Here is a 25,360-nt window from a genome sequence, read left to right on the forward strand (position 1 = left end):
CCAAAACGAAAAACCTCTGACTGCAATGGCTGACCAGCCGTCAGGTTCAGAGCGCTATACTCCCCGGCTAAATTTTGAATTCGACATACAAGGACTCGCCCATGAAAGCGTTCGGCAAAATCCTGGGTCTGGTAATTCTCGGGCTGTTGCTGATCATCGTGGCTCTGGGCTTCGCCCTGACCCACCTGTTTGATCCCAACGATTACAAAGACGAGATTCGCCAGATTGCCCGCGACAAGGCCCACATCGAGCTGACGCTCAATGGCGATATCGGCTGGAGCCTGTTCCCCTGGCTTGGCCTAGAGCTGCACGACGCCGGCGTGGCCACCCTGGCCAACCCGAGCCAACCCTTCGCCGACCTGCAGATGCTCGGCCTGTCGGTGCGCGTCCTGCCGCTGCTGCGCCGCGAAGTGCAGATGAGCGATGTGCGGGTCGAAGGCCTGAACCTGCGCCTGACCCGCAACAAGGAAGGCCATGGCAACTGGCAGGACATCGGCAAGGCCGCCCCGACCGACAAGCAGGCCGAAATCCCGGCCACCAGCACCGGCGAAGCGAGCCCGCCCGGCACCGGTTCGGACAAGTCTTCACAGCCGATCCGCCTGGACATCGACAGCCTGACCGTGAACAACGCCCGGGTGGAGTACAACGACGAACAGACCGGCAAGCAGTTCACCGCCGAGAGCATTCAACTGAGCACCGGGCCAATTCACGAAGCCACCAACACTCCGCTCAAGCTCACCGCATTCCTGGCCAGCAACCAGCCAGCCGTGCGCGTGCGCACCGAGCTCAATGGCGAGTTGCGCTTCGACCGCGCCCTGCAGCGCTACCAGTTCGAAGACATGCGCCTGTCCGGCGAGGCCACCGGCGACCCGCTGCAAGGCAAGACCGTGACCTTCGCCGCCCAGGGCCAGCTGTTGCTGGACAAGGCCGCCAACGTCGGCCAGTGGACCGGTCTTAAAGTCTCCTTCAACCAACTGCGCGCCCTGGGCGAGCTGAAGGTCAACGACCTGGACAAGACCCCGCAGATCAGCGGCGGCATTTCCATCGCCCAGTTCGACCTGGCGAAGTTCGTCGACGGCATCGGCCAGACCCTGCCGGCCATGGCCGAAGGCAGCCTGAGCAAGGTCGAGCTGGTCAGCCGCCTGCAAGGCACGCCCAGCAGCCTGGCCCTGGAAGACCTGAACCTGAAGCTCGACGACAGCACCTTCAGCGGACGCCTGGCCATCGAGGACTTCGACAAGCAATCCCTGCGCGCGCAGCTCAAGGCCGACACCTTCAATGTCGACCGCTACCTGCCGCCCAAGTCCGCCGAAGCCAACAGCGCCAGCAGCGCGCGCAAGGCCGAAGTGCAGAGCAGCGAAGCCGACGCCATGGCCGGCGCCGGCACCACGCCGCTGCCCAACTCACCGACCAAGGGCGCCTGGAGCACCGACAAACTGCTGCCGGTGGAGCGCCTGAACAAGCTCGACGTCGACGCCGACCTGAGCTTCGGCCAACTGACCCTGGACAAGCTGCCGATTCAAAACGCCGCGCTCAAGGCCAGCGGCCAGGGCGGCCTGCTCAAGCTTTCCAGCCTGCGCGGCGAGCTGTACAACGGCAGCTTCGAAGCCAGCGGCAACCTCGATGTGCGCCAGAGCACACCGCAGTTGAACCTGCAGACCAAGATCAACCGGGTGCCGGTGGAACGCATCCTCGAAAGCCAGGGCCAGAATCCTCCGGTCAAAGGCCTGGTGACTCTGAACAGCAACCTCAGCGGCAGCGGCAACAGCCAAAAGGCGCTGATCGACAGCCTCAACGGCACGGCCAGTTTCGTCATCAACAACGGCGTGCTGCTCAACGCCAATATCGAACAGCAACTGTGCCAGGGCATCGCCGTGCTCAACCGCAAGAACCTCAGCAGCACGCCACGGGGCAAGGACACACCGTTCCAGGAGCTCAAGGGCAACCTGACGCTGCGCAACGGCGTGGCCAGCAACCCGGACCTGAAAGTGCGCATCCCCGGCCTGAGCGTCAACGGCAACGGCGATATCGATCTGCGGGTACTGGGCATGGACTACCGGGTCGGCATCGTCGTCGAGGGCGACCTCAGCGACAACCCGGACCCGGCCTGCCAGGTCGGTGAACGCTTCACCGGCGTTGAACTGCCCCTGCGCTGCCGCGGCCCGCTGGAACTGGGGGCCAAGGCCTGCCGCCTGGACAAGGACGGCCTGGGCCAGGTTGCCGCCAAACTGGCCGGTGACCGCCTGCAACAGAAGATCGACGAAAAACTGGGTGACAAGGTCAGCCCGGAACTGAAAAACGCACTCAAGGGGCTGTTCAAACGATGAGAGCCGAGGCCTTTGCACCGGCGGTGCTGGACTGGTACGACCGCCACGGCCGCCATGACCTGCCCTGGCAGCAGGACATCAACCCGTATCGGGTGTGGGTGTCGGAGATCATGCTGCAACAGACCCAGGTCAGCACCGTGCTCAACTACTTCGACCGCTTCATGGCCTCGCTGCCCACGGTGCAGGTCTTGGCCGAAGCCCCGGAAGACGAAGTGCTGCACCTGTGGACCGGCCTGGGCTACTACACCCGGGCGCGCAACCTGCAAAAGACCGCGAAGATCGTCATGGCCGAGTACGGCGGCGAGTTCCCCCGGGATGTGGAAAAACTCACCGAGCTGCCCGGCATCGGCCTGTCCACCGCTGGCGCCATCGCCAGCATCAGCATGGGCCTGCGGGCGCCGATCCTCGACGGCAACGTCAAGCGGGTGCTGGCACGCTTCACCGCCCAGGAGGGCTACCCGGGGGAACCCAAGGTGGCCAAACAGCTGTGGGCCACTGCGGAACGCTTCACCCCCCACAGCCGGGTCAACCACTACACCCAGGCGATGATGGACCTGGGGGCGACCCTCTGCACCCGGAGCAAGCCCAGCTGCCTGCTGTGCCCCCTGGAACGCGGCTGCGAAGCCCACATGCTCGGCCTGGAAACCCGCTACCCGATTCCCAAGCCGCGCAAGGAGGTGCCGCAGAAGCGCACCCTGATGCCGTTGCTGGCCAACCGCGAAGGCGCCATCCTGCTTTACCGGCGCCCCTCCAGCGGCCTCTGGGGCGGCTTGTGGAGCCTGCCGGAACTGGATGGCCCGGACGACATCCCGCACCTGGCTCTGCAGCACTCCCTGGAGCTGGGCCAGCAACAGCAGATGCCTGAGTTGGTCCACACCTTCAGTCACTTCCAACTGGCCATCGAGCCCTGGCTGATCCGGGTCGAAGAGTCGGCCCTGCACGTCGCCGAGGCCGATTGGCTCTGGTATAACCTCGCCACCCCGCCGCGCCTGGGCCTTGCCGCCCCAGTGAAAACACTGCTCAAACGCGCGGCCGAAGTCTTGAATGCAGGAGAGTCGTCATGACCCGCACCGTAATGTGCCGCAAATACCAGGAACAACTGCCGGGCCTGGAACGCCCCCCGTACCCGGGCGCCAAAGGCCAGGATATTTTCGAACACGTCTCGGCCAAGGCCTGGGCCGACTGGCAGAAACACCAGACCCTGCTGATCAACGAAAAGCGCCTGAACATGATGAATGCCGAAGACCGCAAATATCTGCAGGGCGAGATGGACAAATTTTTCTCCGGCGAGGAATACGCCAAGGCCGAAGGCTACGTACCGCCGGCGGAGTAAACCCACGGAAAATCGGGGGCGGAACGTAAGCGGCGGTAATAATTAAACTTTTTTTCAAAACTTGCTTGACGCCCCCCTGAAAAACCCGTTTAATGCGCCCCGTTGCCCAGATAGCTCAGTCGGTAGAGCAGGGGATTGAAAATCCCCGTGTCGGCGGTTCGATTCCGTCTCTGGGCACCACCTTCAGCTTTCAGGTGGTGTCTGCACCACGTGAGAGCAACCAAAAAACCCGCCTAGTGCGGGTTTTTTGTTGCCTGCAATTCAGCCCCTCCCTCCCCGCTCGACACCCCGGCCTTCTTCCCCGCACAACCAGACCTCCCACACGACCATCACAGCGCATCACGCCTCGGCTTTTCTCAAGCGTTCACTTAAGTGAAGAACCATTTTGAGATAATCATCTTTTGATATTCGAGCAGAACCCCTATAGAACAGGGCCTATAGCAGAAAAATCACAGATAATTTTTCCGGTCTTCGAGATGTTTGAACAATGCCTGCATTCTTCCATCACGATCTTGAGCTGCTAAATCCGTCCTTCGACTCCCATCTGGTGGACGTGCTCAGCGAGCTTGAGCACCTTCGGCGCTTGCGATTGGAAGGCGATACGCCTCCTGCGGTCTTCTATCAGCTGAAAACCATCTTCCACATCCTGGAAAGCCTGGGTTCGGCGCGCATCGAGGGCAACCACACCACACTTGCCGACTACATCGAGAGCAAGGTGGAAGGCACATCCCAGGACACCGACCCGTTACGCGAAGTGGCGAACATCGAAAAAGCCTTGGACTACATCGAGCAAACCATTGGCCCGGGAACACCGATTACCGAGCTCACCATCAGAGAGCTGCACGCGATGACCGTCCAGGACCTGGAGCGTGAGGGCGACCAGACACCTGGAGCGTATCGCCAGGGCGCAGTACAGATCGCCCAGGCCGCTCACCTGCCTCCCGATGCCCTGATGGTGCCCAGCTACATGCAAGAGCTGGTGGAGTTCGTCAATCGGGAGGACCTGCCCAAATACGACCTGATGAAAGTGGCCTTGACCCATCACCGGTTTGCCTGGATTCACCCATTTGGCAACGGCAATGGCCGCGTGGTGCGCCTCCTGACTTATGCACAGCTAATGAAATATGGCTTCAACGTCGATACGGGTGGCCGCGTACTCAACCCCACAGCTGTTTTCTTCAATGACCGGGAACGTTACTACGCCATGCTCGCCACCGCGGACCCAGGCACCAAGGCCGGGCTGGAAACCTGGTGTACCTATGCTCTAGAGGGCATTAGGGACGATCTGGAAAAGGTCAACCGCCTCACCGACTATCGCTACCTGACCCGGCACATCCTGGCTCCCGCCATTACCTTTGCTCGGGATCGACAATGGATCACTGCTGCGGAAGAAACGGTACTGACCACGGCGGTCAAGTCAGGCGTTGTTAAATCGAGCGATATCGCCCAGGCGCTGCCCAAGCTGACTGCCGGGCAAAGGACCTATCAAATAAAGAAACTGGTGGACCAGGGCATGCTGTTACCCATCAGCACCAACGCCCGGCAATACACCATCGGTTTCTCCAACAGCTACCTCATCAGAGGAATGATCAAGGCGCTTCGAGAGCAAGGGTTCATACCGGCACCGCTTGAGGCGCCATGACACGCCCTCAGGCTCTCCAAGGGCGACCAGAGTCAAACCAACCCTGGCCGCACTGGCGCACCGCCTGCGCCGATCAGAAGGCCTTATCCGCCCGCTCCATCGCCTGCCCCTGAGCCACATCGAGCAGGGCCACGCCATCACCGAGCAGCAGCGAGGCGATGTCGGCGATCTGGAACAGGTCGCTGGCGTCAGCCGTTTGCGCGGTCATGCAGGACAGGCTGTTCATCAGTTTGTGAAGGGCGCGTATGCGCTGATCGGCGCAGGCCAGAAGATCGACCAGCGGCGCATGAGGGTTGATCAGCAGGACGGGGTTGTCCGCTGGCGTGTGTTGAAGAGGGATATATCCGTTCATTGGTGTAGCTCCGTGCGTTAGGGAAGCTCCCCCCAAACTCTCCTACAAGCTGGGTGGCAGCTGTACGCGGGGTAGGAGACCGGTCGCACAACCCGGCCACGCCGAAGCGTGCCCGCGCACAGCCGCCATAAAACACAGGGCAGCAAGAAGCGCCCAAGTAAAACTGGGCGCCTGTGCACGGTGCGACTCTCGGGCTCCTACACCCGGCCGCTGATTTGGCAGCGACCGGCGCAGAGTAAAGAGCAGGTCCGATCAGCGCAAGCCCTCACCTGGTGACTGAAAGTAACCGGCCCGCCCGCGCTCAAACCAACCCCAAAGAGGGCGCTGCAGCACTTCAGCCGCCCAACCACTTCACTGCGAACCGACATCCATCAACACCTTGAGCGCCGCATCGGCCTCGGCGCGTTGTGCCTGGGTGGGTTTGCCGGCAAATTGGCTGCGCTGCTTGTTGAGGGTCAGGTAGGCGTTGTCGCCATCGCCCCAGATGTAGGAGTAGATCAACAGAAAACTGTCGGAGCCGGGCTGGCAGTAAGGGGCGACGCTGCGCAGCGGCGCCAGCAGTTGGATCATCTCGCCGTAGTTGTCGGTGAACTCCAGCAGGGCGAACTGCCAGCGACCGGTCTGCGGATCGTAATGGGAGGAGCCGCCAGTGCCCGTCCACATTTGCACCACTTCCTGCAGGCTGCGCGCACCGGAATCCTGCAACCACTCGGCATCGACCCGGGCCGAGCCGTACATGTCCTTGCTGTCGAACCACTTCTGCCAATCGCTGTAGGAAATCGCCGGGCGTGGCGCCGCGGCCATGGCTTGGGCGTATTGCTCGGGCGTCATGCTGCAACGTAGATACACCGAGGAAGGCTCGTTCGCCTGTGCCTGCCCGGTCGCGGCCAATAGCACTGCCAGCGCCAGCCCTGTCCATGAGCGAAATTGCATGGTTGTCGTTCCTGATCGATCAAAAAAGGTCGCCAGCATACGCCGGCCTACAAGCTCAAGCAGGCGCCTGCGCCGCCTGCCAATGCTGCATCTCCTCGGCAATAAAATGCTGCACCAGATCGCTGTACAGCTTCTCGATGGCATCCGCGCTCAGGCCTTCGGCCTCGGCCCATTCGCGGCGGGTGGCGAGCATCGCCTTGAAGCGCTCCTCGGCGCGCACGGTGGCCGCCGAGGTCTTGAACTTCGACGCGGCCAGCACGTACTTGAAACGCGCGCCCAGCAGGGCAATGACCGCCCGATCCAGGGTGTCGATTTCCCGGCGGATGTCTTCCATGCCCTGGCATTGTTCCGGGGTCATCCGATTATTGACTTCCATGCTCAAGGCTCCATTGACGTCTGGGGATAGCCGGCTTTGGCCGGGCACGGATTATTCCCCTGGCGGCGCAGGGGAGTAAAGTGGCGGGCTCGCGCCCATTCGACTGCCAAGGAACTGCTCGCGTGAACCAGAAGAGAACCCGAGTCCGCCTGCCCCACCCCAAGCCCGGCAAGACCGGCAGGGGCGCCTGGGTATTCCTGCTGATCGGTGGCGTGCTGCTGGCACTCACCGCGCTGCTGGGCTGGACCCTGGTGAGCGCGTTGCTGGAGGGCGTGATTGTCACCCGCAACCGCGCCGGGCCAAAGCTCGTCTATAGCCAGCTGCAGCAACCCACCCAGTTCTATATCGAGCTGCTGTGGCAAGGCACCAGCACCCTGTTGCTGGGCGCGCTGGCCGTTGCCACGCTGTGGATCGGCCGGGTATTAATGGGCGCACAAAAAAAACCTCGCTGAGGCCGGATGCCGCTCCGGCCTATCGCAACCGTCCAGGAACACCCGCCCATGTCCCTGCTGTCCTCTCCCGAGCTGCCTGCCACCCGCCTCGCCGCTGCCAGCTCGGGCCCCAGCGAAACCTTCAGCGAACCGGCAGCCGACGGCTTTGTGCTTGGCGGTTTTGCCTGGCGCCATGGGCAAGCCGATCCGGCGCGGCCGGTGGTGATCATCAACGCCGCGACCTCGGTGCGCTGCCGTTATTACTTTCGCTTCGCCGACTACCTGTTCGCCAATGGCTTCGACGTCATGACCTATGACTATCGCGGCATCGGCGAGTCGCGCCCGGCCTCGCTCAGGGGGCTCAAGGCGTCCTGGTCCGATTGGGGCGCACTGGATTTCGAAGCCATGCTGCAACGGGCCCAGCGCGAGTTTCCCGGGCAGCCGATCGATGTGGTGGGCCACAGCTTCGGCGGCTGCGCCGTGGGCCTGGCGGCCTCCGCCGGGAAGATCCGCCGCGTGGCCACCATGGGCGCGCAGTTCGCCTACTGGCGCGACTACGAGCCCCGGCTGCGCTGGCGCATGCTGGGCAAATGGCATGTGTTGATGCCCCTGCTGACGGGCCTCCACGGCTACTTCCCCGGCAAGCGCCTGGGCTGGATGGAGGACACTCCCGCCGGCGTGGTCGGCGACTGGTGCACCCCACACAGGCGCTATGAAGGCCGCCCCAGCGGCCGCAGGCTCGCTGGAGAGCGCAACGGCCAGCCCTTCGCCCAGGTCACGGCAGCGATCCTCGCCATCAGCCTCAGCGACGACCCCTTCGGCACCGTGCCCGCCATCGAGCGCCTGCTGGCTTACTTCAGTCACAGTCCGCGTACCCACCTGCGCATCGCCCCGCAGGAGATCGGCGAAACCGAAGTCGGCCATTTCGCCTTTTTCCACAGCCGTTTCGACACCCGACTCTGGCCCATCATCCTGGGCTGGCTGCGCCATGGCGAACTCGACAACAACAGCCCGGGGCGGCTAGTACCGCGCACCTGAGCCGCCCTTCTCGCCCGGCGGCAGGTGCTCGAGCCTCGATTTGCTGGCATCCTTGGCCGCCTGAAAAGGTCGCCGCTGCCCGGCGAGCCTCGCGATACACCCCCAAGCATCAAGGTAAGGCGCCCATGGCATCTGCGAACAAGCAACACAAAAGGGCCCAGCGGGCGAAAACCAAGGCCAAGCAAAACCGCGCCAAGCGCACAGCCCCCACCTCGGAGCTGGAACTGGACCCCAACGACAGCCGCATCGACTTCGAGTCGGTGGACCTGACCGAGCTGTTCGTGAAAATGCGCGACGCCGAGAAAACCAGCCAACAGGCCCTGTGCACGGTGTTCCTCTCGGACCCGTTGCTGGAGCTGGTGTATGAGCAGGAGGGCGACGAGGGCGCCACGGACTTCATCCTCGCGGCGCTGATCGAGTACCGCAACTGGTCCACCGAAGCCGATGAGGCCGCGGCGCTGGCGTGGATCGAGTCCGACGCCTTCCGCAACGACTACATGGCCGCGTCCCAGGCGCTGTTCAGCAATCAGGATTGAGCCGCCAGCGGGCATGAAAAAAGGGCGCATTCAGCAATGAATGCGCCCTTTTCCGTTTCAGCTAAACAGCCTGGCGTTATGCTCAGGCCGCTTCCAGCCGAGGGATTTCCATACCGATGCGCGAGCTGGCGAAGCTCAGGTCGCCGCTGGCGATGGACTGGGCCTTGAAGCCTGCGCCGATCAGGTCGCGGACGTACAGCTTGTTGTACATGAACATGAACACCAGGTTGCTCAGGCCGAAAGTGAACATCGACAGCAGGAACATGATGGCTGCCCATTTCCAGTCAGCGCGGAACAGGGCCGGGATGAAACCGAAGAAGAACACGGTCCAGGAGAAACCAACTGGCGCTTCCTTGATGGCTCCGGTGTTCGGGTTTTTGAAGATGATTTTAGTGAACGCCATGCGCGTCTCCTTGCCGCCCCATTTTGAGGAACCAACGACCGGGCGATCGCCATTGGACCCTGAATGCTCATTCTTCGAGCCGGGACCGTCAGCCATGCCGTAGGCAGGTGCGGACAATCAGGAACATGGGCCGGCGCGGATGGATCAGGGGAGGGAAGCACAAGACGGATTCGGAGTCCCGACAAGCATTCAGTCCCTTGCAATACAGCGCTATTCCATAGCTCCTCTCACGCTGGCACGCAAGAGCTCTTATCGAAGAGCGCGCAGGCTACTATTTAGCCTGCATGCTGTCCATGAAACCCCAGGTAACAATTCACAAATCCGATAAAAAAGGCCGCGGTCAATGCTGACGGCGGCCTTTTTGTATGGCAAAGCGTCAAACCGTCAGTTCAGGACCAGGGCAGCCTTGCCCTCGATCTTGCGCCGACGGGCCACCAGCAGGCCGGCAGCAATCACCAGGATGCTCAGCAGGCCGGTGGCGAGGATCTCCACCCGGTGCTCTTGCTGGAACAGCATGATGCCCAGGATCGCCACGATGAACACGATCACCGCGTAGGTCAGGCCGGGGAACAGCCACATGCGGAAGGCGATCTTCTCGCCGGCGGCCATGCGCTTCTGGCGCATGCGCAGTTGCGACACGGCAATCACCAGGTACACCAGCAGGGCGATGGCGCCGGAACTGGCCAGCAGGAACTCGAACACCGCAGCCGGAGCCACATAGTTGGCGAACACCGCAAGGAAGGCCGCCGCGGTGGACAGGATCACCGCCCAGTAAGGCGTACCACTGGCATTGGTGCGCTTGGCCGCGGCCGGAGCATCGCCACGCTTGCCCAGGGAGAAGAGCATGCGCGAGGCGGTATAGAGCGCCGAGTTCAGGCAACTGGTCACGGCCACCAGCACCACCAGGTCGACGATCAGCTTGGCGTTGGGGATGCCCATGCGGTCAAGCACGGTCTGGTAGGAGCCGACCTGAGCCAGGCTTGGATCGTTCCACGGCACCAGGGCCACGACGATGAAGATCGACACCAGGTAGAACAAGCCGATGCGCCAGATCACCGAGTTGGTGGCCTTGGAGATCTGCTTGCCCGGGTTGTGGGATTCTGCCGCGGCGATGGTAACGATCTCGGTGCCCATGAAGGAGAACATGGTGGTCAGCATGGCCGCCAGCACCGCGCCCATGCCGTTGGGCATAAAGCCTTGGGTGTCCACCAGATGCGAGACGCCGCTGACCTGGCTATTGGGCAGCAAGCCGCAAATGGCCGCCAGGCCGAGGATCACGAAACCGATGATGGCCACCACCTTGATCAGGGCGAACCAGAACTCGAACTCGCCGTAGTTCTTCACGCTGAACAGGTTGGTGGCAGTCAGCAGCAGGGTGATCACCAAGGTGAAGACCCAGATCGCCACGTTGGGGAACCAGGCATGCAGGATGGTCGCGGCGGCGTTGGCTTCCAGCGGGATCACCAGCACCCAGAACCACCAGTACAGCCAGCCGATGGTGAAACCGGCCCAGTGGCCGATGGCCCGATCGGCGTAGGTCGAGAACGACCCGGTATCCGGCGAGGCGACGGCCATTTCCGCCAGCATGCGCATCACCAGCACCACCAAGGCGCCGGCAGCGGCATAGGCCAGGAGAACGGCCGGGCCGGCTTCGGCGATGGCGTGGCCGGAGCCGACGAAGAGACCCGCGCCGATCACGCCGGCAATCGACAGCATGGTCACATGCCGTGGTTTGAGCCCCTGTTCGAGGTCATTGGAGAGTTGCGTACCGCTCATGAAAAGCACCTTTGCAACGAAAAAAGAGTCACTCCACCCGGTCGGCATTCGTTCTCGTAAAAAGAATTCAACGGGGCGTTGTTTATTTCGTACGCAAGATTTGCGCCAAAATGTTACAGAGTCCCGAGGAACAAGGCTTGGCGAACCGACCGGCGGGACTCTCAAGTCATTGAGTTCAATGGCATTTCGCCATTTCGTTACCGGTCGACTCACTTTGTAGGACGAAACCGCGCACCAGAAACACACCCCGAAAGTGCTCGATGCACAATTAGGTGGCAGAACCATGACCTTTGGCCCGTTAACCCTTCCAACACCCGGCCAAAGCTGGCACCATCGCGCCTTTTTTTACGCGACACCTACCGGATTTCAGGCGGTTTCTGGGTTCAAACGGGCGTTCGGTTGTTGATGGGGCGACAGTCTTCTGTGCTGATGCGACAACCTGCCACACACCGTCTGTTTACCTCCGGTAGCGCTGTTGGCTGCGCTTGGAACCCTATGCTAGCTTGGCGCCTCGCCAGGAAGGCCGCCAACAGCAGGAGCACAATGAACTCTATGAGGACCGCACATGGCTGAGGCCACGCCCGCGCTTGAAATCCGCAACTTGCACAAACGCTACGGCTCTCAGGAGGTACTCAAAGGTATTTCGCTGACCGCACGCGACGGTGACGTGATATCGATCCTGGGTTCCTCCGGCTCCGGCAAGTCCACTTTCCTGCGTTGCATCAACCTGCTGGAAAACCCGCACCAGGGCCAGATCCTGGTGGCCGGCGAAGAGCTCAAGCTCAAGGCCGCGAAAAACGGCGAGCTGGTGGCCGCCGACGGCAAGCAGATCAACCGCCTGCGCAGCGAAATCGGTTTCGTCTTCCAGAATTTCAATCTCTGGCCGCACATGAGCGTGCTCGACAACATCATCGAGGCCCCGCGCCGGGTGCTGGGCCAGAGCAAGGCCGAGGCTATCGAAGTGGCCGAGGCGCTGCTGGCCAAGGTCGGCATCGCCGACAAGCGCCACGCCTATCCGGCCCAGCTGTCCGGCGGCCAGCAGCAACGCGCCGCCATCGCCCGCACCCTGGCGATGCAACCCAAAGTCATCCTGTTCGACGAGCCGACCTCGGCCCTGGACCCGGAAATGGTCCAGGAAGTCCTCAACGTGATCCGCGCCCTGGCCGAAGAAGGCCGTACCATGCTGCTGGTCACCCATGAAATGAGCTTTGCCCGCCAGGTTTCCAGTGAAGTGGTGTTCCTTCACCAGGGCCTGATCGAAGAGCAGGGATCGCCACAGCAGGTCTTCGAGAACCCGCTTTCGGCACGCTGCAAACAATTCATGTCCAGCAACCGCTAACGGAGCTACACGCATGCAGAGCTATAAGAAAATCCTCCTGGCCGCTGCCGTCACTCTGGCTTTCAGCGCCAGCGCTGCCGCCGAAACCCTGAAGATGGGGATCGAGGCCGCCTACCCACCGTTCAACAACAAGGATGCCAGCGGCCAAGTGGTCGGCTTCGACAAGGACATCGGCGACGCCCTGTGCGCCAAGATGAAAGTCGAATGCACCGTGGTCACTTCCGACTGGGACGGCATCATCCCGGCCCTGAACGCGAAGAAGTTCGACTTCCTGATCTCCTCGCTGTCGATCACCGACGAGCGCAAGCAGGCGGTGGACTTCACCGATCCGTACTACTCCAACAAGCTGCAGTTCATCGCGCCCAAGGCCAAGGCTGACTTCAAGACCGACAAGGCCTCGCTCAAGGGCAAGATCATCGGCGCGCAACGGGCGACCCTGGCCGGCACCTGGCTGGAAGACAACCTGGGCGACGACATCACCATCAAGCTCTACGACACCCAGGAAAACGCCTACCTGGACCTGACCTCCGGCCGCCTGGACGCGATCCTGGCCGACAAGTACGTCAACTACGAGTGGCTGAAAAGCGACGCCGGCAAGCCTTACGAGTTCAAGGGCGACCCGGTTGAAGAAAGCGACAAGATCGGGATTGCCGTGCGCAAGAAAGATCCTCTGCGCGAGAAGCTCAACGCCGCCCTGAAGGAAATCGTGGCCGACGGCACCTACAAGAAGATCAACGACAAGTACTTCCCGTTCAGCATCTATTGATACTGACTTGCCTGACCGGCGCCCGCCCCCTGGGCGCCGGTCCTTAGCAAAGCCATCCAGACCCCATGAATATCGATCTCTACGGATTCGGCCCGGCGCTCGCCGCCGGCGCGCTGATGACCGTCAAGCTGGCCCTCTCGGCGTTATGCCTGGGGCTGGTGCTCGGTCTGCTCGGCGCCTTGGCCAAGACTTCTCCGTACAAGCCGCTGCAATGGCTTGGCGGCGCTTACTCGACCCTGGTGCGCGGCGTTCCCGAGCTGCTCTGGGTCCTGCTCATCTACTTCGGTACGGTCAACCTGATGCGGGCCCTGGGCGAGTTCTTCGGCAACCCCGATCTTGAACTCAATGCCTTCGCCGCCGGGGTGATCGCCCTGGGCTTGTGCTTCGGCGCCTACGCCACCGAAGTGTTCCGCGGCGCGATCCTGGCCATCCCCAAGGGCCACCGCGAGGCCGGCATGGCCCTGGGCCTGTCGAAATGGCGGATCTTCACCCGGCTGATCATGCCGCAGATGTGGCGCATCGCCCTGCCGGGCCTGGGCAACCTGTTCATGATCCTGATGAAGGACACCGCCCTGGTGTCGGTGATCGGCCTGGAAGAAATCATGCGTCACTCGCAGATTGCCGTGACCGTCTCCAAGCAGCCGTTCACCTTCTATATGGTCGCCGCCTTCATGTACCTGGGCCTGACCGTGCTGGCCATGACCGGCATGCACTTCCTGGAAAAACGCGCCGCTCGCGGCTTCGCAAGGAGCGCCCAATGAACTGGGAAGTGATCATCAAATGGCTGCCGAAACTGGCTCAGGGCGCAACCCTGACCCTGGAGCTGGTGGCCATCGCGGTCATCGCCGGCCTGCTGCTGGCGATCCCCCTGGGCATCGCCCGCTCATCACGGCTGTGGTACGTGCGCGCCCTGCCCTACGCCTACATTTTCTTCTTCCGCGGTACGCCGCTGCTGGTGCAGCTGTTCCTGGTGTACTACGGGCTGGCGCAGTTCGATGCGGTGCGCGAGAGCGCGCTGTGGCCCTACCTGCGCGATCCGTTCTGGTGCGCCACCGTGACCATGACCCTGCACACCGCGGCCTACATTGCCGAGATCCTGCGCGGTGCGATCCAGGCCATCCCGCCGGGTGAAATCGAGGCCGCGCGGGCCCTGGGCATGTCCCGACCCAAGACGCTGTTCTACATCATCCTGCCGCGCGCCGCGCGCATCGGCCTGCCGGCCTACAGCAACGAAGTGATCCTGATGCTCAAGGCCAGTGCCCTGGCCAGCACCGTGACCCTGCTGGAACTGACCGGCATGGCGCGCACCATCATTGCCCGCACCTACCTGCCGGTGGAGATCTTCTTCGCCGCCGGGCTGTTCTACCTGGTGATGGCCTACGTCCTGGTACGCGGCTTCAAGCTGCTGGAACGCTGGCTGCGAGTCGACGCCTGCCAGGGACGCTGACCTTCCCCCCGCTCCCGCCCGGGAGCGGGCCTGCCCGGACCCACCGCCCATGCCCTCGATCCTCCAAGGCCCCGCGCTGCTCGATCGTTTCCAGGCCCTGGACGGCTTCCTGCTTGAACACCAGGCACTCTGGCGCCCGCGCCCGTTCCACCATCTGCACCTGCCGTGGGAAACCGCGCATCCCGAACTGGCCCAGTGGCTGCGCCAGCGCTCCCTGGAAGACGCCGAAGCGGCCCACAACCACCCGGAGCAACTCCAGGCACCGGCGCCCTTTGCCCCACTGGCGGAGCAGGCCCGAGCGCTCGGCGCGCTGGGCGAACTCCCCATGCAGGCACTGCCCGCGCCTCACCCGCGCCTCAATGTCGACGTGCCCGGGCGCAAATGGCAGCAGATCGAAGCCTTCGCCGCCTGCCTGCAATTCGACCGCGCTCCCACTCACTGGCTTGACTGGTGCTCCGGCAAGGGCCACCTCGGCCGGCGCCTACTGCAACCCGGGCAGCAACTGACCTGCCTGGAATACGACCCGGCGCTGATCGACAGTGGCGAGCAACTGAGCCGCCGCCACGGTTGGCCCGCGCGCCATGTGCAACAGGACGTGCTGGCCGATGACACGGCCCAGCACCTCTGCGCCGAGCACAGCCCGGTGGCCCTGCACGCATGCGGCGACCTGCATGTGCGCCTGATCCAGCTGGCCAGCCAACAGGGTTGTCCACAGCTGGCCATCGCCCCCTGCTGCTACAACCGCACCCGCGCCAGCCGCTACCAGGGGTTATCCACAAGCGCCCAGGCCTCGCGCCTGGAGCTGTCCCTGGAAGACCTGGCCCTGCCCATGAGCGAAACCGTCACTGCCGGCGCCCGGGTGCGACGCCAGCGCGACACCTCCATGGCCCGGCGCCTGGCCTTCGACCTGCTGCAACGGCAAGTGCGGGGCCTCGACGAATACCTGCCGACACCCTCGCTGCCCAGCCACTGGCTGGACAAACCCTTCGCCGACTACTGCCGCGACCTGGCCGCGCTCAAGGACTTATCCACAGTCGATTGCCAGGATTGGGCCGCGCTCGAAGCCGCCGGCTGGCAGCGCCTGGCCCAGGTGCGCAACCTGGAACTGCTGCGCGGCCTGTTCCGCCGCCCGCTGGAGTTGTGGCTGGCGCTGGACCGCGGGCTGTTCCTGCAAGAGCAGGGCTATGCCGTGCGCCTCGGAACCTTCTGCAAGGCCCCCTTGACCCCACGCAATCTGCTCCTGCTGGCAGAACGCCCGTAACCTGCCGCTGCACCGGCTCTAGCCAATGTTCGTCGTGCAGCCCCCCCTGCGGCCAGTGACCTTGAAAAACGGACATCGGACACCCCATGGGAAACCCACAACCCATTGAAAGTCGCCGATCAAGCCGGGGGATGTCCGCAACTTCACAAAAGAAAAAAACCAAGCTCATGACGCCTACTAGTCTCTAAGGCGTGCAGGGCATATGCCGCACTCAAGCCACAGCTCTGGCGCAACTCAAGCGGTCATGTTTCGACAGGAAGTCACCAAGTTCACCATCACTGACAGGGAGTTAACCATGCACGTCATCGACCATCAGGCACACACCTACGAAACCCTGCAAAAGGGTTTCAACTTGCGCTGGCCGCCCAGTATCGAACAGGGCGCCAAGCGGATTTATGTCTGCACCACACCGGATGAAGTCCTGGCGGCCGCCAATAGCGCACTGCGTGAGGGCTATCGCATCACCGTGCGCAGTGGCGGCCACTGCTACGAGGGTTTTGTGTCCAACAAGCTACCCGGCGAGACAGAAAACCTGGCGATTATCGACATCGGTGAAATGAAAGGCCTGAAGTACGACGAGAGCCAAACCATCACTTCTCCCTGGGATAGCCAGAACAAGAAGTATCGTTTCATGGCATTGACCGGCAATCAGAACTGGGACGGCTACCTGTCGCTGTACAAGCAGGCCGGGCGCACCATTCCTGGCGGCTCATGTTATTCGGTCGGTTTGGGCGGGCACATCAGCGGCGGCGGTTACGGTTTGTTATCGCGCCTTCAGGGCTTGACCGTGGACTGGGTCACCGGGGTCGACATGCTTGTGCCTGTGGAAAACTCACGGCAACTGGAGTTCCGGCATGTTCGCGCGGACAGCCCCTCGAACAACGACAAGGCCTTGTTCACCGCCTGTTGCGGGGCCGGCGGCGGCAACTTCGGCATCATCATCGGCTACTACTTCGACCAACTGCCCCAGGCTCCGCAAAAGGCCTACTGGATTCCCCTGGCCTACCCGTGGAAAACGCTGATTCCCAACTTCTCGAACTTCCTGCGGGCCTATTGGCAATGGTTTTCGGATAACGACGCCAACGCGACCAGCCCGGTGGAAGGCGTAGGCAACGGTGGCTTGTTCACCCTGCTGAAACTCAACCATGTGGACACCTCCGACCACGTGGTGCTGGCGATCCAGTACACCGGCCCGAATGGCCGGGTCGGTGGCGCCAACGACATCCCGCTCAACGACTTCATCAGCAAGATGAATGCAGCGGCGGGCATCACGCCAACCCTGCATGACGGCTTTATCGCCCCCAACATTGCCCCGCTCAGGCACCCGCTCGCCGGCAGGAAGTTCACCGGGACGGTGGCCGAGCACACGGCGATGGACTGGCTGTACGTCACGCAAATGATCAACGGCTCGGGCAACAATCAGCGGGGCAAATACAAGTCTGACTATCAGGTCGAACAGTTCTCCGAGCAGGCCTGCAACGCCTTGCTGACGCACTTGACCGAGGCCACACCAGACAAACGCTTCAGCCAGTCGCTGGTACAGATCGACTCCTACGGCGGGGCGATCAACAGGAAGGGCATGGGCACCACCGCGGTTGCGCAAAGAAGCTCACTACTCAAAGCCCAGTACCAGACGTACTGGACCCACGCTGCCGACGATGCGGTACAAATCGCCTGGATCCGCAACATCTTCACCGCCGTGCACGGCGGCAAGCCAAAGCGCCCCGCCTACGATGGCTGCTACATCAACTACCCCGATGTCGACATGAAGTACACCGCCACCGGCGCGGTCGACCCCGACTGGCTGAACTTGTACTACGGCTGGAACAACGAGCTCATCGACAGGCTTTGCAACCTGAAAGCCGCCATCGACCCCAACAACCTGTTTCGTCATGAACTGTCCATCCCGACCACAAAGGCCGAGTAGGTCGCCGCCTGGCCCCCCCCCCTGCGGCATGACCAGCGTCTGCTCGGCTGGGCCTTCGGCAACCCTGGGCCGTTGGCTCGAAGAGCAGGCGGTGGAGCCGTGCGACAGGCTGTCGCGACCTGTGGATAAGTCTGTTGATGGAATTCCGGCAAAGCCCAGGATTGCAGGGTGCTTAGCCTCCATCATCAGCTGGTCATTTTTTGTTCATAAAATAAAAGCCCGGAAAAACAGCCAGTTGCATCAAAGTGAGAACGGCCGCACAAATTCCGCCGTTGCTGAACCGGGCAACCCATCCGTTGTGCATAAACACCTGAGCGAACGGGCATAACGCCCTTCGCCCAGGTGCCCTGGAGCGACCTCCGACAAGGGCCTGATAGCGGCTGCCCCTACTCGTCGGCCCGCGCCGGAATCCACCATTCTTCGCCCCGGGCGGTGCTGATGTACTCCGGCCAGCGGAAATCATGGGGCACCTTGAAGTCCTCGGGCAGCAGCGGCGCCTGCCAGCGACTGCCGCCGATGCCGCCGCCGGTACGCTCGACGAACTCGGCCTTGGCCGCGCTGAGCAACGCCTCGTCGGTCAGCAGGTCGACCAGGGTCGCGGCGATGGTCTTGGCGGCGACCTCGATCATCGGGTCGATGGTCTGGCGGATGCCGCCCAGGGCGTTGGACACCCAGTCCGGGTAGACCGTGCCCGGCGGCGCGCTGAGCATCGGCCGGGCCACCAGCAGGCGCACGGTCGGGCAGTGCCAGGTGTATTCCGGGTAGTCGTCGGAGGTCAGGTAGTTCTGCCAGGCGGGCATTTGCAGGCGCATTTGGCGTTCGCACTCCTGGGGCTCGATCAGTTCTTCGGTGGCCGGCAAGAAGGGCTGGTCCATGGCTTCAAGGCCGAGGTTGCGCTGGATCTCGCGGGCGATTTCCCGGGCTTCCTCATCCCACTGCGGGGCGCCTACCGCCGCCAGGTTGTCATAGGTGGCCTGGGCCATGACGTGGTTGGGCAGGCCGCCCCGGGATTTGCAGACCCAGGTCTTTTTCCAGCGACAGCCGGTGGCCATGGCCGCCGCGGCGGCGTTGTTGTCCATGACCTGGGAGATGGTTTCGGCCTGCTCGATGGAGTCGCAGCGCAGCAGGTACTGGATCTGCGACAGGTGCGGCGGCAGGTTGTCGGCGGTGGCCTGGCCGGCGGTAAGGATCGCCTCGTTGTAGCTCCACAGCCCGGTGAACGGCAGGGTCGAGCGGCGCAGGCTTTCGTTGAGGGTGTAGAAATGCACCAGGGCGTCGTTGGCCCCCGGCGCTCGGGCCGCCAGATGGTTCTGCGGGATCGGGCTGTAGCGGTCGGCGGCGATCCAGTTCTGCGGGTCCTCGCAGGTGAAGCTGTAGATGTAGGCGTAGGCGATGCCGCAGTGGGTGTCCCAGGTGGTGGTGTTGTTCAGCGGCAGCATGTAGGTGGGGTGGAAGCTGATGGCCGCGTCGAGGTCGTCGTAGTAGCCCTTGGCGGCGTGGACCGGCTTGGAGGCGCGGAGTTTTTCCGCCGGCTCGCCGAAGAACCTGATGCTGCCCTGCAGGCCGAATTCCACCATGGTCGCCTTGGCCGCCAGGGCCCCGCCGAGGGCGCTGATGCCCAGGGCCGAATGCGGGTCGGTGTGCCCTGGCGCAAAGCGCGACAGGCCATCGCGCGGCTGCTTGCGGGTGGTGGCCGCCTGGCAGTTGCCGGGCACCGCGTCGTACTCGCCATAGGTCGCCAGCAGCGGCCCCTGGCCCTGGGTGAAGGTGGCGCAGAAGGCCGTGGGCATGCCGCCGCTGCCGCGCTCGACGGTGAAGCCTTCGGCCTCCAGCAACTGCACATACCAGGCGCAGGACTTGTATTCACGGAACGCCGGCTCGGCGTAATGCCAGATGATCTGGTGCCAGTCCGACAGTTGCTGGCGGTGGCGCTCAACCCAATCGAGAGCGAATGCTTTGTAGCGGGACATGCGCGGCACTCCTGGTTATCCAGGTTCCGGCCGGCCGCTGCGCGGACGCCTCGGCGCCCGTGCAAGACCTGCAGGACCTCTTGTTGTTATAGGGATGGTCCGGTTGGTTGCGGCCCGGATCGCGGTCCAGTATTGGTGAAGCGGCGGCGACATCAATCGAATTTTTTCGCCAGCAATGTCAAAGAAAATTGACCAGTTCGGCGCCGTCGCGGCCCATACTGCGACGCGGCCAGCCGCACCTCGGTGCCCTGCCCGGGGCCGTCGTACACAGGTTTGCTTGATTCGGAGGTTGTATGCGTTATCCCTCGATCACCGCCCTGCGCGCCCTCGACGCGGTCGCCCGGCTCGGTAGCGTGACCGCCGCCGCCCAGCAGTTGAGCCTGACCCGCAGCGCCATCAGCCACCAGATCATCAGCCTGGAGCAGAGCCTGGGGTTTGCCCTCACCGAACGGGTCGGGCGCGGCATCGGCCTGACCTACCAGGGCGAGTGCTACGCCCGGGAGGTGCGGCGCATCCTCGCGGACATCCAGGACGCCGGACGGCGCTTCGACGGCCAGGCGGTGTCGGGCAAATTGCGCATCAGCTGCAACCCGGGGTTCGCCAGTTTCTGGTTGTGCAACCACATCAACGGCTTCCTGCGCCAATACCCCCAGGTGCAATTGCAGGTGGTCAGCCCCCGGGCCCAGGACGACACCAGCGACGCCGAGGCCGATCTGTTCATTGCCTATGGCATCGGCGACTGGCCGGGGCTGCTGGTGGAGCAGATCGTCACCCTGCGTTTCTCGCCGGTGTGCAGCCCGCGCCTGATCAACGCGATTGGCGGTCTGAAGAGCCCGCAGGACCTCAAGGACTTTCCACTGATCAACATGAGCGACACCAGTGACTGGCGGGTCTGGCTGGCGGCCGCCGGGGCCAGCCAGGTCAACCCCGACCGGGGCATCACCTTCTCCGACGCCCATTGCGCGCAATCGGCGTGCATCGCCGCGCAAGGCGTGGCCATTGGCGACAACCTGCTCAGCGGCGACGCCCTGGCCCGGGGGCTGCTGGTGCGCCCGTTCGACATCAGCATCAGCGCCCTGCGCGGTTACTTCCTGGTGATCGACCCGGCCAAGGCCGAGCGGCCAGTGGTCCAGGCGTTCAGCGACTGGCTGAAGAACCAGCTGCACATCAGCGCCCAAAGCATCAGCGACAGCCCGCTGAGCGAGCCGTGAAAGCCGGGTCGAATGGGAAATTTCACTCACCAATGAGGCAAAAATTATTCCATTGATGTGGCGTTGCTTTTCACAATAATGAGCCGACCACCTGCTGCACACACAATAAAAACTCAATCGTGCAGGTGGGCTTCCGGGAGATTTCTGAAGTGTCCAGCAGCCCCTCGACTCAACTCAGTGCCCAAGGAATCAGCCAGTATTACGGCAACTTCACCGCCCTGGATGGCATCGATCTGGACGTTCGCCAAGGCGAATTCCTCACCCTGCTGGGCCCCTCCGGCTCAGGCAAGACCACCCTGTTGATGATCCTCGCGGGCTTTCTCAGCCCCAGCGCCGGCAAGCTGCTGGAGCGTGGCGTCGACATCAGCCGGCGCCCGGCGGAAAAACGCAACTACGGCATGGTGTTCCAGGGCTACGCCCTGTTCCCGCACATGAGCGTGGCCGACAACGTCGCCTATCCGCTGCGCATTCGCGGGGTGAAGGCCGAGGAGCGCCAGCGCCGGGTCAAGCACATCCTCGAGGTGGTGGGCCTGGGGGCTCACCTGCACAAGAAGCCGTCCGAGCTGTCTGGCGGCCAGCAGCAACGGGTAGCCATCGCCCGGGCCCTGGTGTTCGAGCCGGACATGTTGCTGCTGGACGAGCCGCTGTCGGCCCTGGACAAGAACCTGCGTGAACAGTTGCAGACCGAGCTGCAGCGTATTCACCGCCAAGTCGGCACCAGCTTCGTCTTCGTCACCCACGACCAGGGTGAAGCCCTGGCCCTGTCGACCCGCATCGCCATCTTCAAGCAGGGGCGGCTGGCGCAGATCGACACCCCGGAAACCATCTACGACCGGCCAAAAAACCGCTTCGTCGCCGAGTTCCTCGGCAAGATGAACCTGTTCCCGCTGCAGGGCCTTTCCCGCAACGGCAGCCAGGCCAGCGGCCGCTTTGGCGACAGCCCGCTGCACGCCACCACGAGCGGGGACATCAGCAACCAGCCGCAGTTGCTGGCGGTGCGCCCGGAACACATGACCCTGCACACCGAGCGCCCGCAAGCCGGCGAACACAACGTGCTGCCCGCCTGCCTTGGCGAGCGGGTCTACCAGGGTTCCAGCACCCACCTGGCGCTGAACATCAGCCCGGAGCTGGCGCCGGTCAACCTCTCGGTGCCCGGCGATCACCCCGGTGCCCGCTTGCCCAGCGGCACCCCGGTGTGGCTGAGCTGGCCGGTGCGCCACAGCTTCCTGCTGGAAGCCTGAACCGGCCACGCTCGCTGTCGAGCGTTTGCGTAGAAAGCCAATAACACTATCGGCCGGCGCCCTGCGCCTCGGCCTCGCGAGGACTTGCCCCATGAGCCAGCACCATCAACGCGACTGCATCGAAATCCTCATCGAAAAAGCCCGCGGCGGGCAGGTCAGCCGCCGCACCTTCCTCCAGGCCATGGGCCTGCTGGCGGCGGTGCCCCTGGCGTTGCGCAGCGGCATCAGCTGGTCGGCGGACAAGCCGCTGGTGGTGGTCAACTGGGGCGGCGACGCGCTCAACGCCTTCCGCAGCGCCTGGACCGACAGCTTCACCAAAAGCACCGGCATCCCGGTGCGCATCGACGGCGCCGGCCCCACCGAAGGGGCGATCCGCTCGCAACTGGCCAGCGGCCGGCCGAGCTGGGATGTGGTGGATGTGGACAGCTACAGCGCCATGACCCTGGGCCGCGACAAGATCCTCCAGCCCCTGGACTACAGCGTGGTGCAACGCGATCTGGTGGCCCCGGAGCTGTCCCACGAGCACGGCATCGCCGGCTACCTGTTCAGCTACGTGATCGCCTGGGACAGCCAGAAATACGGCAACAACGGCCCGAAAACCTGGGCCGATTTCTGGAACGTGGAGCAGTTCCCCGGCAAGCGCACCCTCTACAAGTGGATGAACGGCATGCTCGAAGCCGCGCTGCTGGCCGATGGCGTGGCCGCTGACCAGCTGTATCCGCTGGACGTGCCCCGGGCCTTGCGCAAGATCGATGAGCTCAAGCCCCATGTCCTGTCGTTCTGGGGCTCGGGCGCGGAAAGCCAGCAACTGATGATCGAAGGCGAAGCCTCCATGGGCGCCATCTGGCACACCCGCGCCACCCTGCTCCACGAGGACAGCGGCGGCCGCATCCAGTGGGGCTTCGACCATGCCTTCCTCAACGCCAGCAGTTGGGGCGTGCTCAAGGACAACCCGGCAGGCGCCGCGCCGGCCATGCAATTCATCCAGCACGCCTTGCAGCCCGCCGGCCAGTTGAAGCTGTTCCAAGCCCTGGGCAACGGCCCGTCCAACGCCGCCACCCAGCAGTTGATGAGCGCCGAGCAGCGGGAGATCAACTGCGCCTCGGAAGCCAACATGAAAAAGCAGATCTTCCTCAACACCCAGTGGTACGCCGACCACTACTCCAGCACCCTGGAGCAGTACCTGACCCACCTGTCCAAGTGAGCCGTCGACCATGAGTGCAACCCGAACCGCACGCCTGGAACGCAGCCTGCTGCTGTTCCCGCTGCCGCTGCTGCTGGTGGTGTTCTACCTGTTGCCGTTCTTCGGCGTGGTGAGCTGGAGCTTCACCCTGCCGGAGCCCGGGATCGAGCAGTACCAGCGCATCGCCACCGATCCGGCGATCCACGACATGCTCCTGCGCACCTTGCGCCTGTGCCTGAGCGTGAGCCTCCTGGCCCTGGTGATCGGCTACCTGCTGGCCTATTGCTGGGTGTTCAGCCCACCGTTCTGGCAGCGCATGGTGGAGATCTGCGTGTTCATCCCGTTCTGGATCTCGGTGCTGGTGCGGGCCTTCGGCTGGCTGATCGCCCTGCGCAGCAACGGCGTGGTCAACGACAGCCTGCTGTCCCTGGGCTGGATCGATCACCCCTTGCAGCTGACCCGCAACGAGCTGGGGGTGGTGATCGGCATGCTGCACTTCATGATCCCCTATGCGCTGTTCCCGCTGCTGTCGAGCATGCGCCAGCTCGATCAACGGGTGCTGCTGGCCTCCCGCGGACTGGGCGCAGGCGCGCTGCGGACCTTCTGGCAAGTGCTGCTGCCGCAGACCCTGCCCGGGCTGCTGGGGGCCTTCATCATGGTCTTCGTGTTCTGCCTGGGCTTTTTCATCACCCCGGTGCTGCTGGGCGGCGGGCAGACGGTGATGATTGCCGAATACGTGTTCCTGCAGATGTTCCAGACCAGCAACTGGGGCCTGGGCGCGGCCCTGAGCCTGGTGCTGCTGACCCTGGTCAGCGCGCTGATCTGGCTGCTGCTGCGCGTCACCCGTGTCAACCGACTGGTGGGTTGAGGTCACTATGAATACACATCGCACTGCCTTGAGTACCCGCTTGATCGCCGTGGTCGCCATGGCCTTCATGCTGTTCCCGCTGCTGACGGTGATCCCGGTGTCGTTCACCGCCAAGCGCTACCTGTCGATGCCGGACGGCAACTGGTCGCTGCGCCACTACGAGGCGCTGCTGAGCAACCCCGACTGGCTGTCGAGCATCGGCCAGAGCCTGGTGATTGCCAGCGCCACCAGCCTGATCGCCACCGTGCTGGCGGTGAGCTTCAGCCTCGGCATCTGGTACCTGCGCTCGCGCCTGGCGACCCTGCTGATCGGTCTGGTGCTGCTGCCCATGGCCATTCCGCCGGTGATCTCGGCGCTGGTGCTGTACTTCATGGAAACCAACCTCGGGCGCATCGCTCCGGGCTGGGGCTACGACACCCTGCCCGGGGTGGTGATCGCCCACGTGGTGATGGTGGTGCCCTACGGCGTGGTGACCATGCTGGTGGCCCTGAGCCAGGTGGACCGGCGCATCGAACTGGCCTCGCGCAACCTCGGCGCGAGCCTGATGCAGACCACCTTCCTGGTGATGCTGCCGAACCTCAAGCTGGGGATCTTCTCCACCGCGCTGCTGAGCTTTGCCCTGTCCTGGGAGGAAGTGGCGGTGACCCTGTTCATCACCAGTGTCGACGTCAACACCCTGCCCCGACGGATCTGGAGCGGCCTGCGGGACAACGTCGACCCCAGCGTGGCGGCGATCTCGGTGCTGCTGATCGGCCTGACCCTGCTGGTGCTCATGGCCCGCCTGGCCCTGCAATACGCCGCCCAGCGCCGCGCCCGCTCCTAGCCCCCGCTTTGTGGCGAGGGAGCTTGCTCCCGCTGGCTGGCGAAGCCAGCCCAATGCCTGAATCCCGGTTCCACCCAACGAACCGCGAGCTCAGGCTTTGCGGCCGCCGCGCGCCCGAGCGGCAGCCAGCTCCCTCACCACACAACCCCTTCTCAGCCATCCCCCGCACCCGGCTAT

General features: G+C 63.5%; 24 protein-coding genes and 1 tRNA gene. 19 read left to right on the top strand and 6 right to left on the bottom strand.

Annotation, left to right across the window (positions count from 1 at the left end; translation table 11 throughout):
- The first annotated feature begins 101 nt into the window (after positions 1 to 101).
- The 5 genes from GGI48_RS13160 (at position 102) to GGI48_RS13180 (ending at position 5,302) form a co-directional block, all read left to right on the top strand.
- A complete protein-coding gene (locus GGI48_RS13160; RefSeq protein ID WP_179598623.1) occupies positions 102 to 2,327 on the top strand; it encodes an AsmA family protein in 2,226 nt (741 codons plus the stop codon).
- Complete coding sequence (mutY, locus tag GGI48_RS13165; protein ID WP_179598625.1) at positions 2,324 to 3,391, top strand: A/G-specific adenine glycosylase; 1,068 nt, start codon at positions 2,324 to 2,326, stop codon at positions 3,389 to 3,391. The genes GGI48_RS13160 and mutY overlap by 4 nt, the downstream gene beginning before the upstream one ends.
- Positions 3,388 to 3,660: an oxidative damage protection protein gene (locus tag GGI48_RS13170; RefSeq protein ID WP_016963290.1), complete on the top strand. Its 273-nt coding sequence runs from the start codon at positions 3,388 to 3,390 to the stop codon at positions 3,658 to 3,660. The genes mutY and GGI48_RS13170 overlap by 4 nt, the downstream gene beginning before the upstream one ends.
- A gap of 104 nt (positions 3,661 to 3,764) precedes the next feature.
- Positions 3,765 to 3,840, top strand: a tRNA-Phe gene (locus GGI48_RS13175).
- A 307-nt stretch (positions 3,841 to 4,147) separates the two neighbouring features.
- Positions 4,148 to 5,302, top strand: coding sequence for a Fic family protein (locus GGI48_RS13180; RefSeq protein ID WP_179598626.1), 1,155 nt, complete (start codon positions 4,148 to 4,150; stop codon positions 5,300 to 5,302).
- A 73-nt stretch (positions 5,303 to 5,375) separates the two neighbouring features.
- Here GGI48_RS13180 and GGI48_RS13185 read toward each other — a convergent pair whose 3' ends face one another.
- The 3 genes from GGI48_RS13185 to GGI48_RS13195 form a co-directional block, all read right to left on the bottom strand.
- Positions 5,376 to 5,654 carry a hypothetical protein gene (locus GGI48_RS13185; protein ID WP_179598627.1) on the bottom strand — a complete coding sequence of 93 codons (279 nt, stop codon included), beginning with the start codon at positions 5,652 to 5,654 and terminating at the stop codon, positions 5,376 to 5,378.
- 351 nt (positions 5,655 to 6,005) lie between these two features.
- Positions 6,006 to 6,587, bottom strand: a complete 582-nt coding sequence (locus GGI48_RS13190) for a hypothetical protein (RefSeq protein WP_179598628.1) — start codon at positions 6,585 to 6,587, stop codon at positions 6,006 to 6,008.
- A gap of 55 nt (positions 6,588 to 6,642) precedes the next feature.
- Positions 6,643 to 6,963, bottom strand: a complete 321-nt coding sequence (locus tag GGI48_RS13195; protein WP_179598630.1) for an isochorismate lyase — start codon at positions 6,961 to 6,963, stop codon at positions 6,643 to 6,645.
- Positions 6,964 to 7,085: 122 nt separating this feature from the next.
- Between GGI48_RS13195 and GGI48_RS13200 the strand changes: the two genes are divergently transcribed.
- From GGI48_RS13200 to GGI48_RS13210, 3 genes are all read left to right on the top strand, one after another.
- Positions 7,086 to 7,415 carry a hypothetical protein gene (locus GGI48_RS13200; protein WP_016964765.1) on the top strand — a complete coding sequence of 110 codons (330 nt, stop codon included), beginning with the start codon at positions 7,086 to 7,088 and terminating at the stop codon, positions 7,413 to 7,415.
- A gap of 48 nt (positions 7,416 to 7,463) precedes the next feature.
- Complete coding sequence (locus GGI48_RS13205) at positions 7,464 to 8,432, top strand: alpha/beta fold hydrolase (RefSeq protein WP_179598631.1); 969 nt, start codon at positions 7,464 to 7,466, stop codon at positions 8,430 to 8,432.
- Positions 8,433 to 8,557: 125 nt separating this feature from the next.
- Positions 8,558 to 8,968 carry a hypothetical protein gene (locus tag GGI48_RS13210; RefSeq protein WP_016964767.1) on the top strand — a complete coding sequence of 137 codons (411 nt, stop codon included), beginning with the start codon at positions 8,558 to 8,560 and terminating at the stop codon, positions 8,966 to 8,968.
- Positions 8,969 to 9,050: 82 nt separating this feature from the next.
- Here GGI48_RS13210 and GGI48_RS13215 read toward each other — a convergent pair whose 3' ends face one another.
- The gene (locus tag GGI48_RS13215; RefSeq protein ID WP_016964768.1) at positions 9,051 to 9,371 is read right to left on the bottom strand and encodes a hypothetical protein; all 321 of its coding nucleotides are present in this window, start codon (positions 9,369 to 9,371) and stop codon (positions 9,051 to 9,053) included.
- Positions 9,372 to 9,755: 384 nt separating this feature from the next.
- Positions 9,756 to 11,147 carry a GABA permease gene (gene gabP, locus GGI48_RS13220; protein ID WP_179598632.1) on the bottom strand — a complete coding sequence of 464 codons (1,392 nt, stop codon included), beginning with the start codon at positions 11,145 to 11,147 and terminating at the stop codon, positions 9,756 to 9,758.
- A gap of 565 nt (positions 11,148 to 11,712) precedes the next feature.
- On the opposite strand from gabP, the gene GGI48_RS13225 reads away from it, so the two are divergent.
- The 6 genes from GGI48_RS13225 to GGI48_RS13250 all read left to right on the top strand — a co-directional run bounded on the left by GGI48_RS13225 (position 11,713) and on the right by GGI48_RS13250 (position 17,887).
- A complete protein-coding gene (locus GGI48_RS13225; protein ID WP_016964770.1) occupies positions 11,713 to 12,486 on the top strand; it encodes an ABC transporter ATP-binding protein in 774 nt (257 codons plus the stop codon).
- 13 nt (positions 12,487 to 12,499) lie between these two features.
- Entirely contained in the window at positions 12,500 to 13,252 is a 753-nt protein-coding gene (locus GGI48_RS13230; protein WP_047301075.1) for an ABC transporter substrate-binding protein, read from the top strand.
- Between the two features lie 65 nt (positions 13,253 to 13,317).
- On the top strand, positions 13,318 to 14,013 hold the full coding sequence (locus GGI48_RS13235; protein WP_016963587.1) for an ABC transporter permease: 696 nt from the start codon (positions 13,318 to 13,320) through the stop codon (positions 14,011 to 14,013).
- Positions 14,010 to 14,699, top strand: a complete 690-nt coding sequence (locus GGI48_RS13240) for an ABC transporter permease (RefSeq protein WP_016963588.1) — start codon at positions 14,010 to 14,012, stop codon at positions 14,697 to 14,699. Before GGI48_RS13235 ends, GGI48_RS13240 begins: the two co-directional genes overlap by 4 nt.
- A gap of 49 nt (positions 14,700 to 14,748) precedes the next feature.
- Positions 14,749 to 15,960, top strand: a complete 1,212-nt coding sequence (locus GGI48_RS13245) for a methyltransferase (protein ID WP_179598633.1) — start codon at positions 14,749 to 14,751, stop codon at positions 15,958 to 15,960.
- A 295-nt stretch (positions 15,961 to 16,255) separates the two neighbouring features.
- Positions 16,256 to 17,887: a BBE domain-containing protein gene (locus GGI48_RS13250; RefSeq protein WP_179598635.1), complete on the top strand. Its 1,632-nt coding sequence runs from the start codon at positions 16,256 to 16,258 to the stop codon at positions 17,885 to 17,887.
- Positions 17,888 to 18,273: 386 nt separating this feature from the next.
- On the opposite strand, the gene GGI48_RS13255 is transcribed toward GGI48_RS13250, so the two are convergent.
- Positions 18,274 to 19,857 (bottom strand): amidohydrolase, encoded by a 1,584-nt coding sequence (locus tag GGI48_RS13255; RefSeq protein ID WP_179598637.1) that lies wholly within the window; start codon positions 19,855 to 19,857, stop codon positions 18,274 to 18,276.
- A gap of 293 nt (positions 19,858 to 20,150) precedes the next feature.
- Between GGI48_RS13255 and GGI48_RS13260 the strand changes: the two genes are divergently transcribed.
- The 5 genes from GGI48_RS13260 (at position 20,151) to GGI48_RS13280 (ending at position 25,183) form a co-directional block, all read left to right on the top strand.
- Positions 20,151 to 21,068 (top strand): LysR substrate-binding domain-containing protein, encoded by a 918-nt coding sequence (locus GGI48_RS13260; RefSeq protein WP_179598639.1) that lies wholly within the window; start codon positions 20,151 to 20,153, stop codon positions 21,066 to 21,068.
- A 149-nt stretch (positions 21,069 to 21,217) separates the two neighbouring features.
- Entirely contained in the window at positions 21,218 to 22,309 is a 1,092-nt protein-coding gene (locus tag GGI48_RS13265; RefSeq protein ID WP_179598641.1) for an ABC transporter ATP-binding protein, read from the top strand.
- Between the two features lie 91 nt (positions 22,310 to 22,400).
- Positions 22,401 to 23,513, top strand: a complete 1,113-nt coding sequence (locus GGI48_RS13270; RefSeq protein WP_179598643.1) for an ABC transporter substrate-binding protein — start codon at positions 22,401 to 22,403, stop codon at positions 23,511 to 23,513.
- A gap of 10 nt (positions 23,514 to 23,523) precedes the next feature.
- Complete coding sequence (locus GGI48_RS13275; RefSeq protein ID WP_047301061.1) at positions 23,524 to 24,360, top strand: ABC transporter permease; 837 nt, start codon at positions 23,524 to 23,526, stop codon at positions 24,358 to 24,360.
- A gap of 7 nt (positions 24,361 to 24,367) precedes the next feature.
- Positions 24,368 to 25,183: an ABC transporter permease gene (locus tag GGI48_RS13280; RefSeq protein ID WP_179598645.1), complete on the top strand. Its 816-nt coding sequence runs from the start codon at positions 24,368 to 24,370 to the stop codon at positions 25,181 to 25,183.
- The last annotated feature ends 177 nt before the right edge of the window (positions 25,184 to 25,360 follow it).

Source organism: Pseudomonas protegens (assembly GCF_013407925.2).
GTDB classification, from domain to species: Bacteria; Pseudomonadota; Gammaproteobacteria; order Pseudomonadales; family Pseudomonadaceae; genus Aquipseudomonas; species Aquipseudomonas fluorescens_AP.

Excerpts from the sequence above, each read along its gene's own strand:
- GGI48_RS13235 (WP_016963587.1), top strand. The coding sequence starts at position 13,318 with ATGAATATCGATCTCTACGGATTCGGCCCGGCGCTCGCCGCCGGCGCG.
- GGI48_RS13190 (WP_179598628.1), bottom strand. The coding sequence starts at position 6,587 with ATGCAATTTCGCTCATGGACAGGGCTGGCGCTGGCAGTGCTATTGGCC.
- GGI48_RS13260 (WP_179598639.1), top strand. The coding sequence starts at position 20,151 with ATGCGTTATCCCTCGATCACCGCCCTGCGCGCCCTCGACGCGGTCGCC.
- GGI48_RS13230 (WP_047301075.1), top strand. The coding sequence starts at position 12,500 with ATGCAGAGCTATAAGAAAATCCTCCTGGCCGCTGCCGTCACTCTGGCT.
- GGI48_RS13245 (WP_179598633.1), top strand. The coding sequence starts at position 14,749 with ATGCCCTCGATCCTCCAAGGCCCCGCGCTGCTCGATCGTTTCCAGGCC.
- GGI48_RS13195 (WP_179598630.1), bottom strand. The coding sequence starts at position 6,963 with ATGGAAGTCAATAATCGGATGACCCCGGAACAATGCCAGGGCATGGAA.
- GGI48_RS13160 (WP_179598623.1), top strand. The coding sequence starts at position 102 with ATGAAAGCGTTCGGCAAAATCCTGGGTCTGGTAATTCTCGGGCTGTTG.
- GGI48_RS13185 (WP_179598627.1), bottom strand. The coding sequence starts at position 5,654 with ATGAACGGATATATCCCTCTTCAACACACGCCAGCGGACAACCCCGTC.
- GGI48_RS13225 (WP_016964770.1), top strand. The coding sequence starts at position 11,713 with ATGGCTGAGGCCACGCCCGCGCTTGAAATCCGCAACTTGCACAAACGC.
- GGI48_RS13240 (WP_016963588.1), top strand. The coding sequence starts at position 14,010 with ATGAACTGGGAAGTGATCATCAAATGGCTGCCGAAACTGGCTCAGGGC.
- GGI48_RS13205 (WP_179598631.1), top strand. The coding sequence starts at position 7,464 with ATGTCCCTGCTGTCCTCTCCCGAGCTGCCTGCCACCCGCCTCGCCGCT.
- mutY (WP_179598625.1), top strand. The coding sequence starts at position 2,324 with ATGAGAGCCGAGGCCTTTGCACCGGCGGTGCTGGACTGGTACGACCGC.
- GGI48_RS13255 (WP_179598637.1), bottom strand. The coding sequence starts at position 19,857 with ATGTCCCGCTACAAAGCATTCGCTCTCGATTGGGTTGAGCGCCACCGC.
- GGI48_RS13270 (WP_179598643.1), top strand. The coding sequence starts at position 22,401 with ATGAGCCAGCACCATCAACGCGACTGCATCGAAATCCTCATCGAAAAA.
- GGI48_RS13275 (WP_047301061.1), top strand. The coding sequence starts at position 23,524 with ATGAGTGCAACCCGAACCGCACGCCTGGAACGCAGCCTGCTGCTGTTC.
- gabP (WP_179598632.1), bottom strand. The coding sequence starts at position 11,147 with ATGAGCGGTACGCAACTCTCCAATGACCTCGAACAGGGGCTCAAACCA.
- GGI48_RS13180 (WP_179598626.1), top strand. The coding sequence starts at position 4,148 with ATGCCTGCATTCTTCCATCACGATCTTGAGCTGCTAAATCCGTCCTTC.
- GGI48_RS13250 (WP_179598635.1), top strand. The coding sequence starts at position 16,256 with ATGCACGTCATCGACCATCAGGCACACACCTACGAAACCCTGCAAAAG.
- GGI48_RS13210 (WP_016964767.1), top strand. The coding sequence starts at position 8,558 with ATGGCATCTGCGAACAAGCAACACAAAAGGGCCCAGCGGGCGAAAACC.
- GGI48_RS13170 (WP_016963290.1), top strand. The coding sequence starts at position 3,388 with ATGACCCGCACCGTAATGTGCCGCAAATACCAGGAACAACTGCCGGGC.
- GGI48_RS13280 (WP_179598645.1), top strand. The coding sequence starts at position 24,368 with ATGAATACACATCGCACTGCCTTGAGTACCCGCTTGATCGCCGTGGTC.
- GGI48_RS13215 (WP_016964768.1), bottom strand. The coding sequence starts at position 9,371 with ATGGCGTTCACTAAAATCATCTTCAAAAACCCGAACACCGGAGCCATC.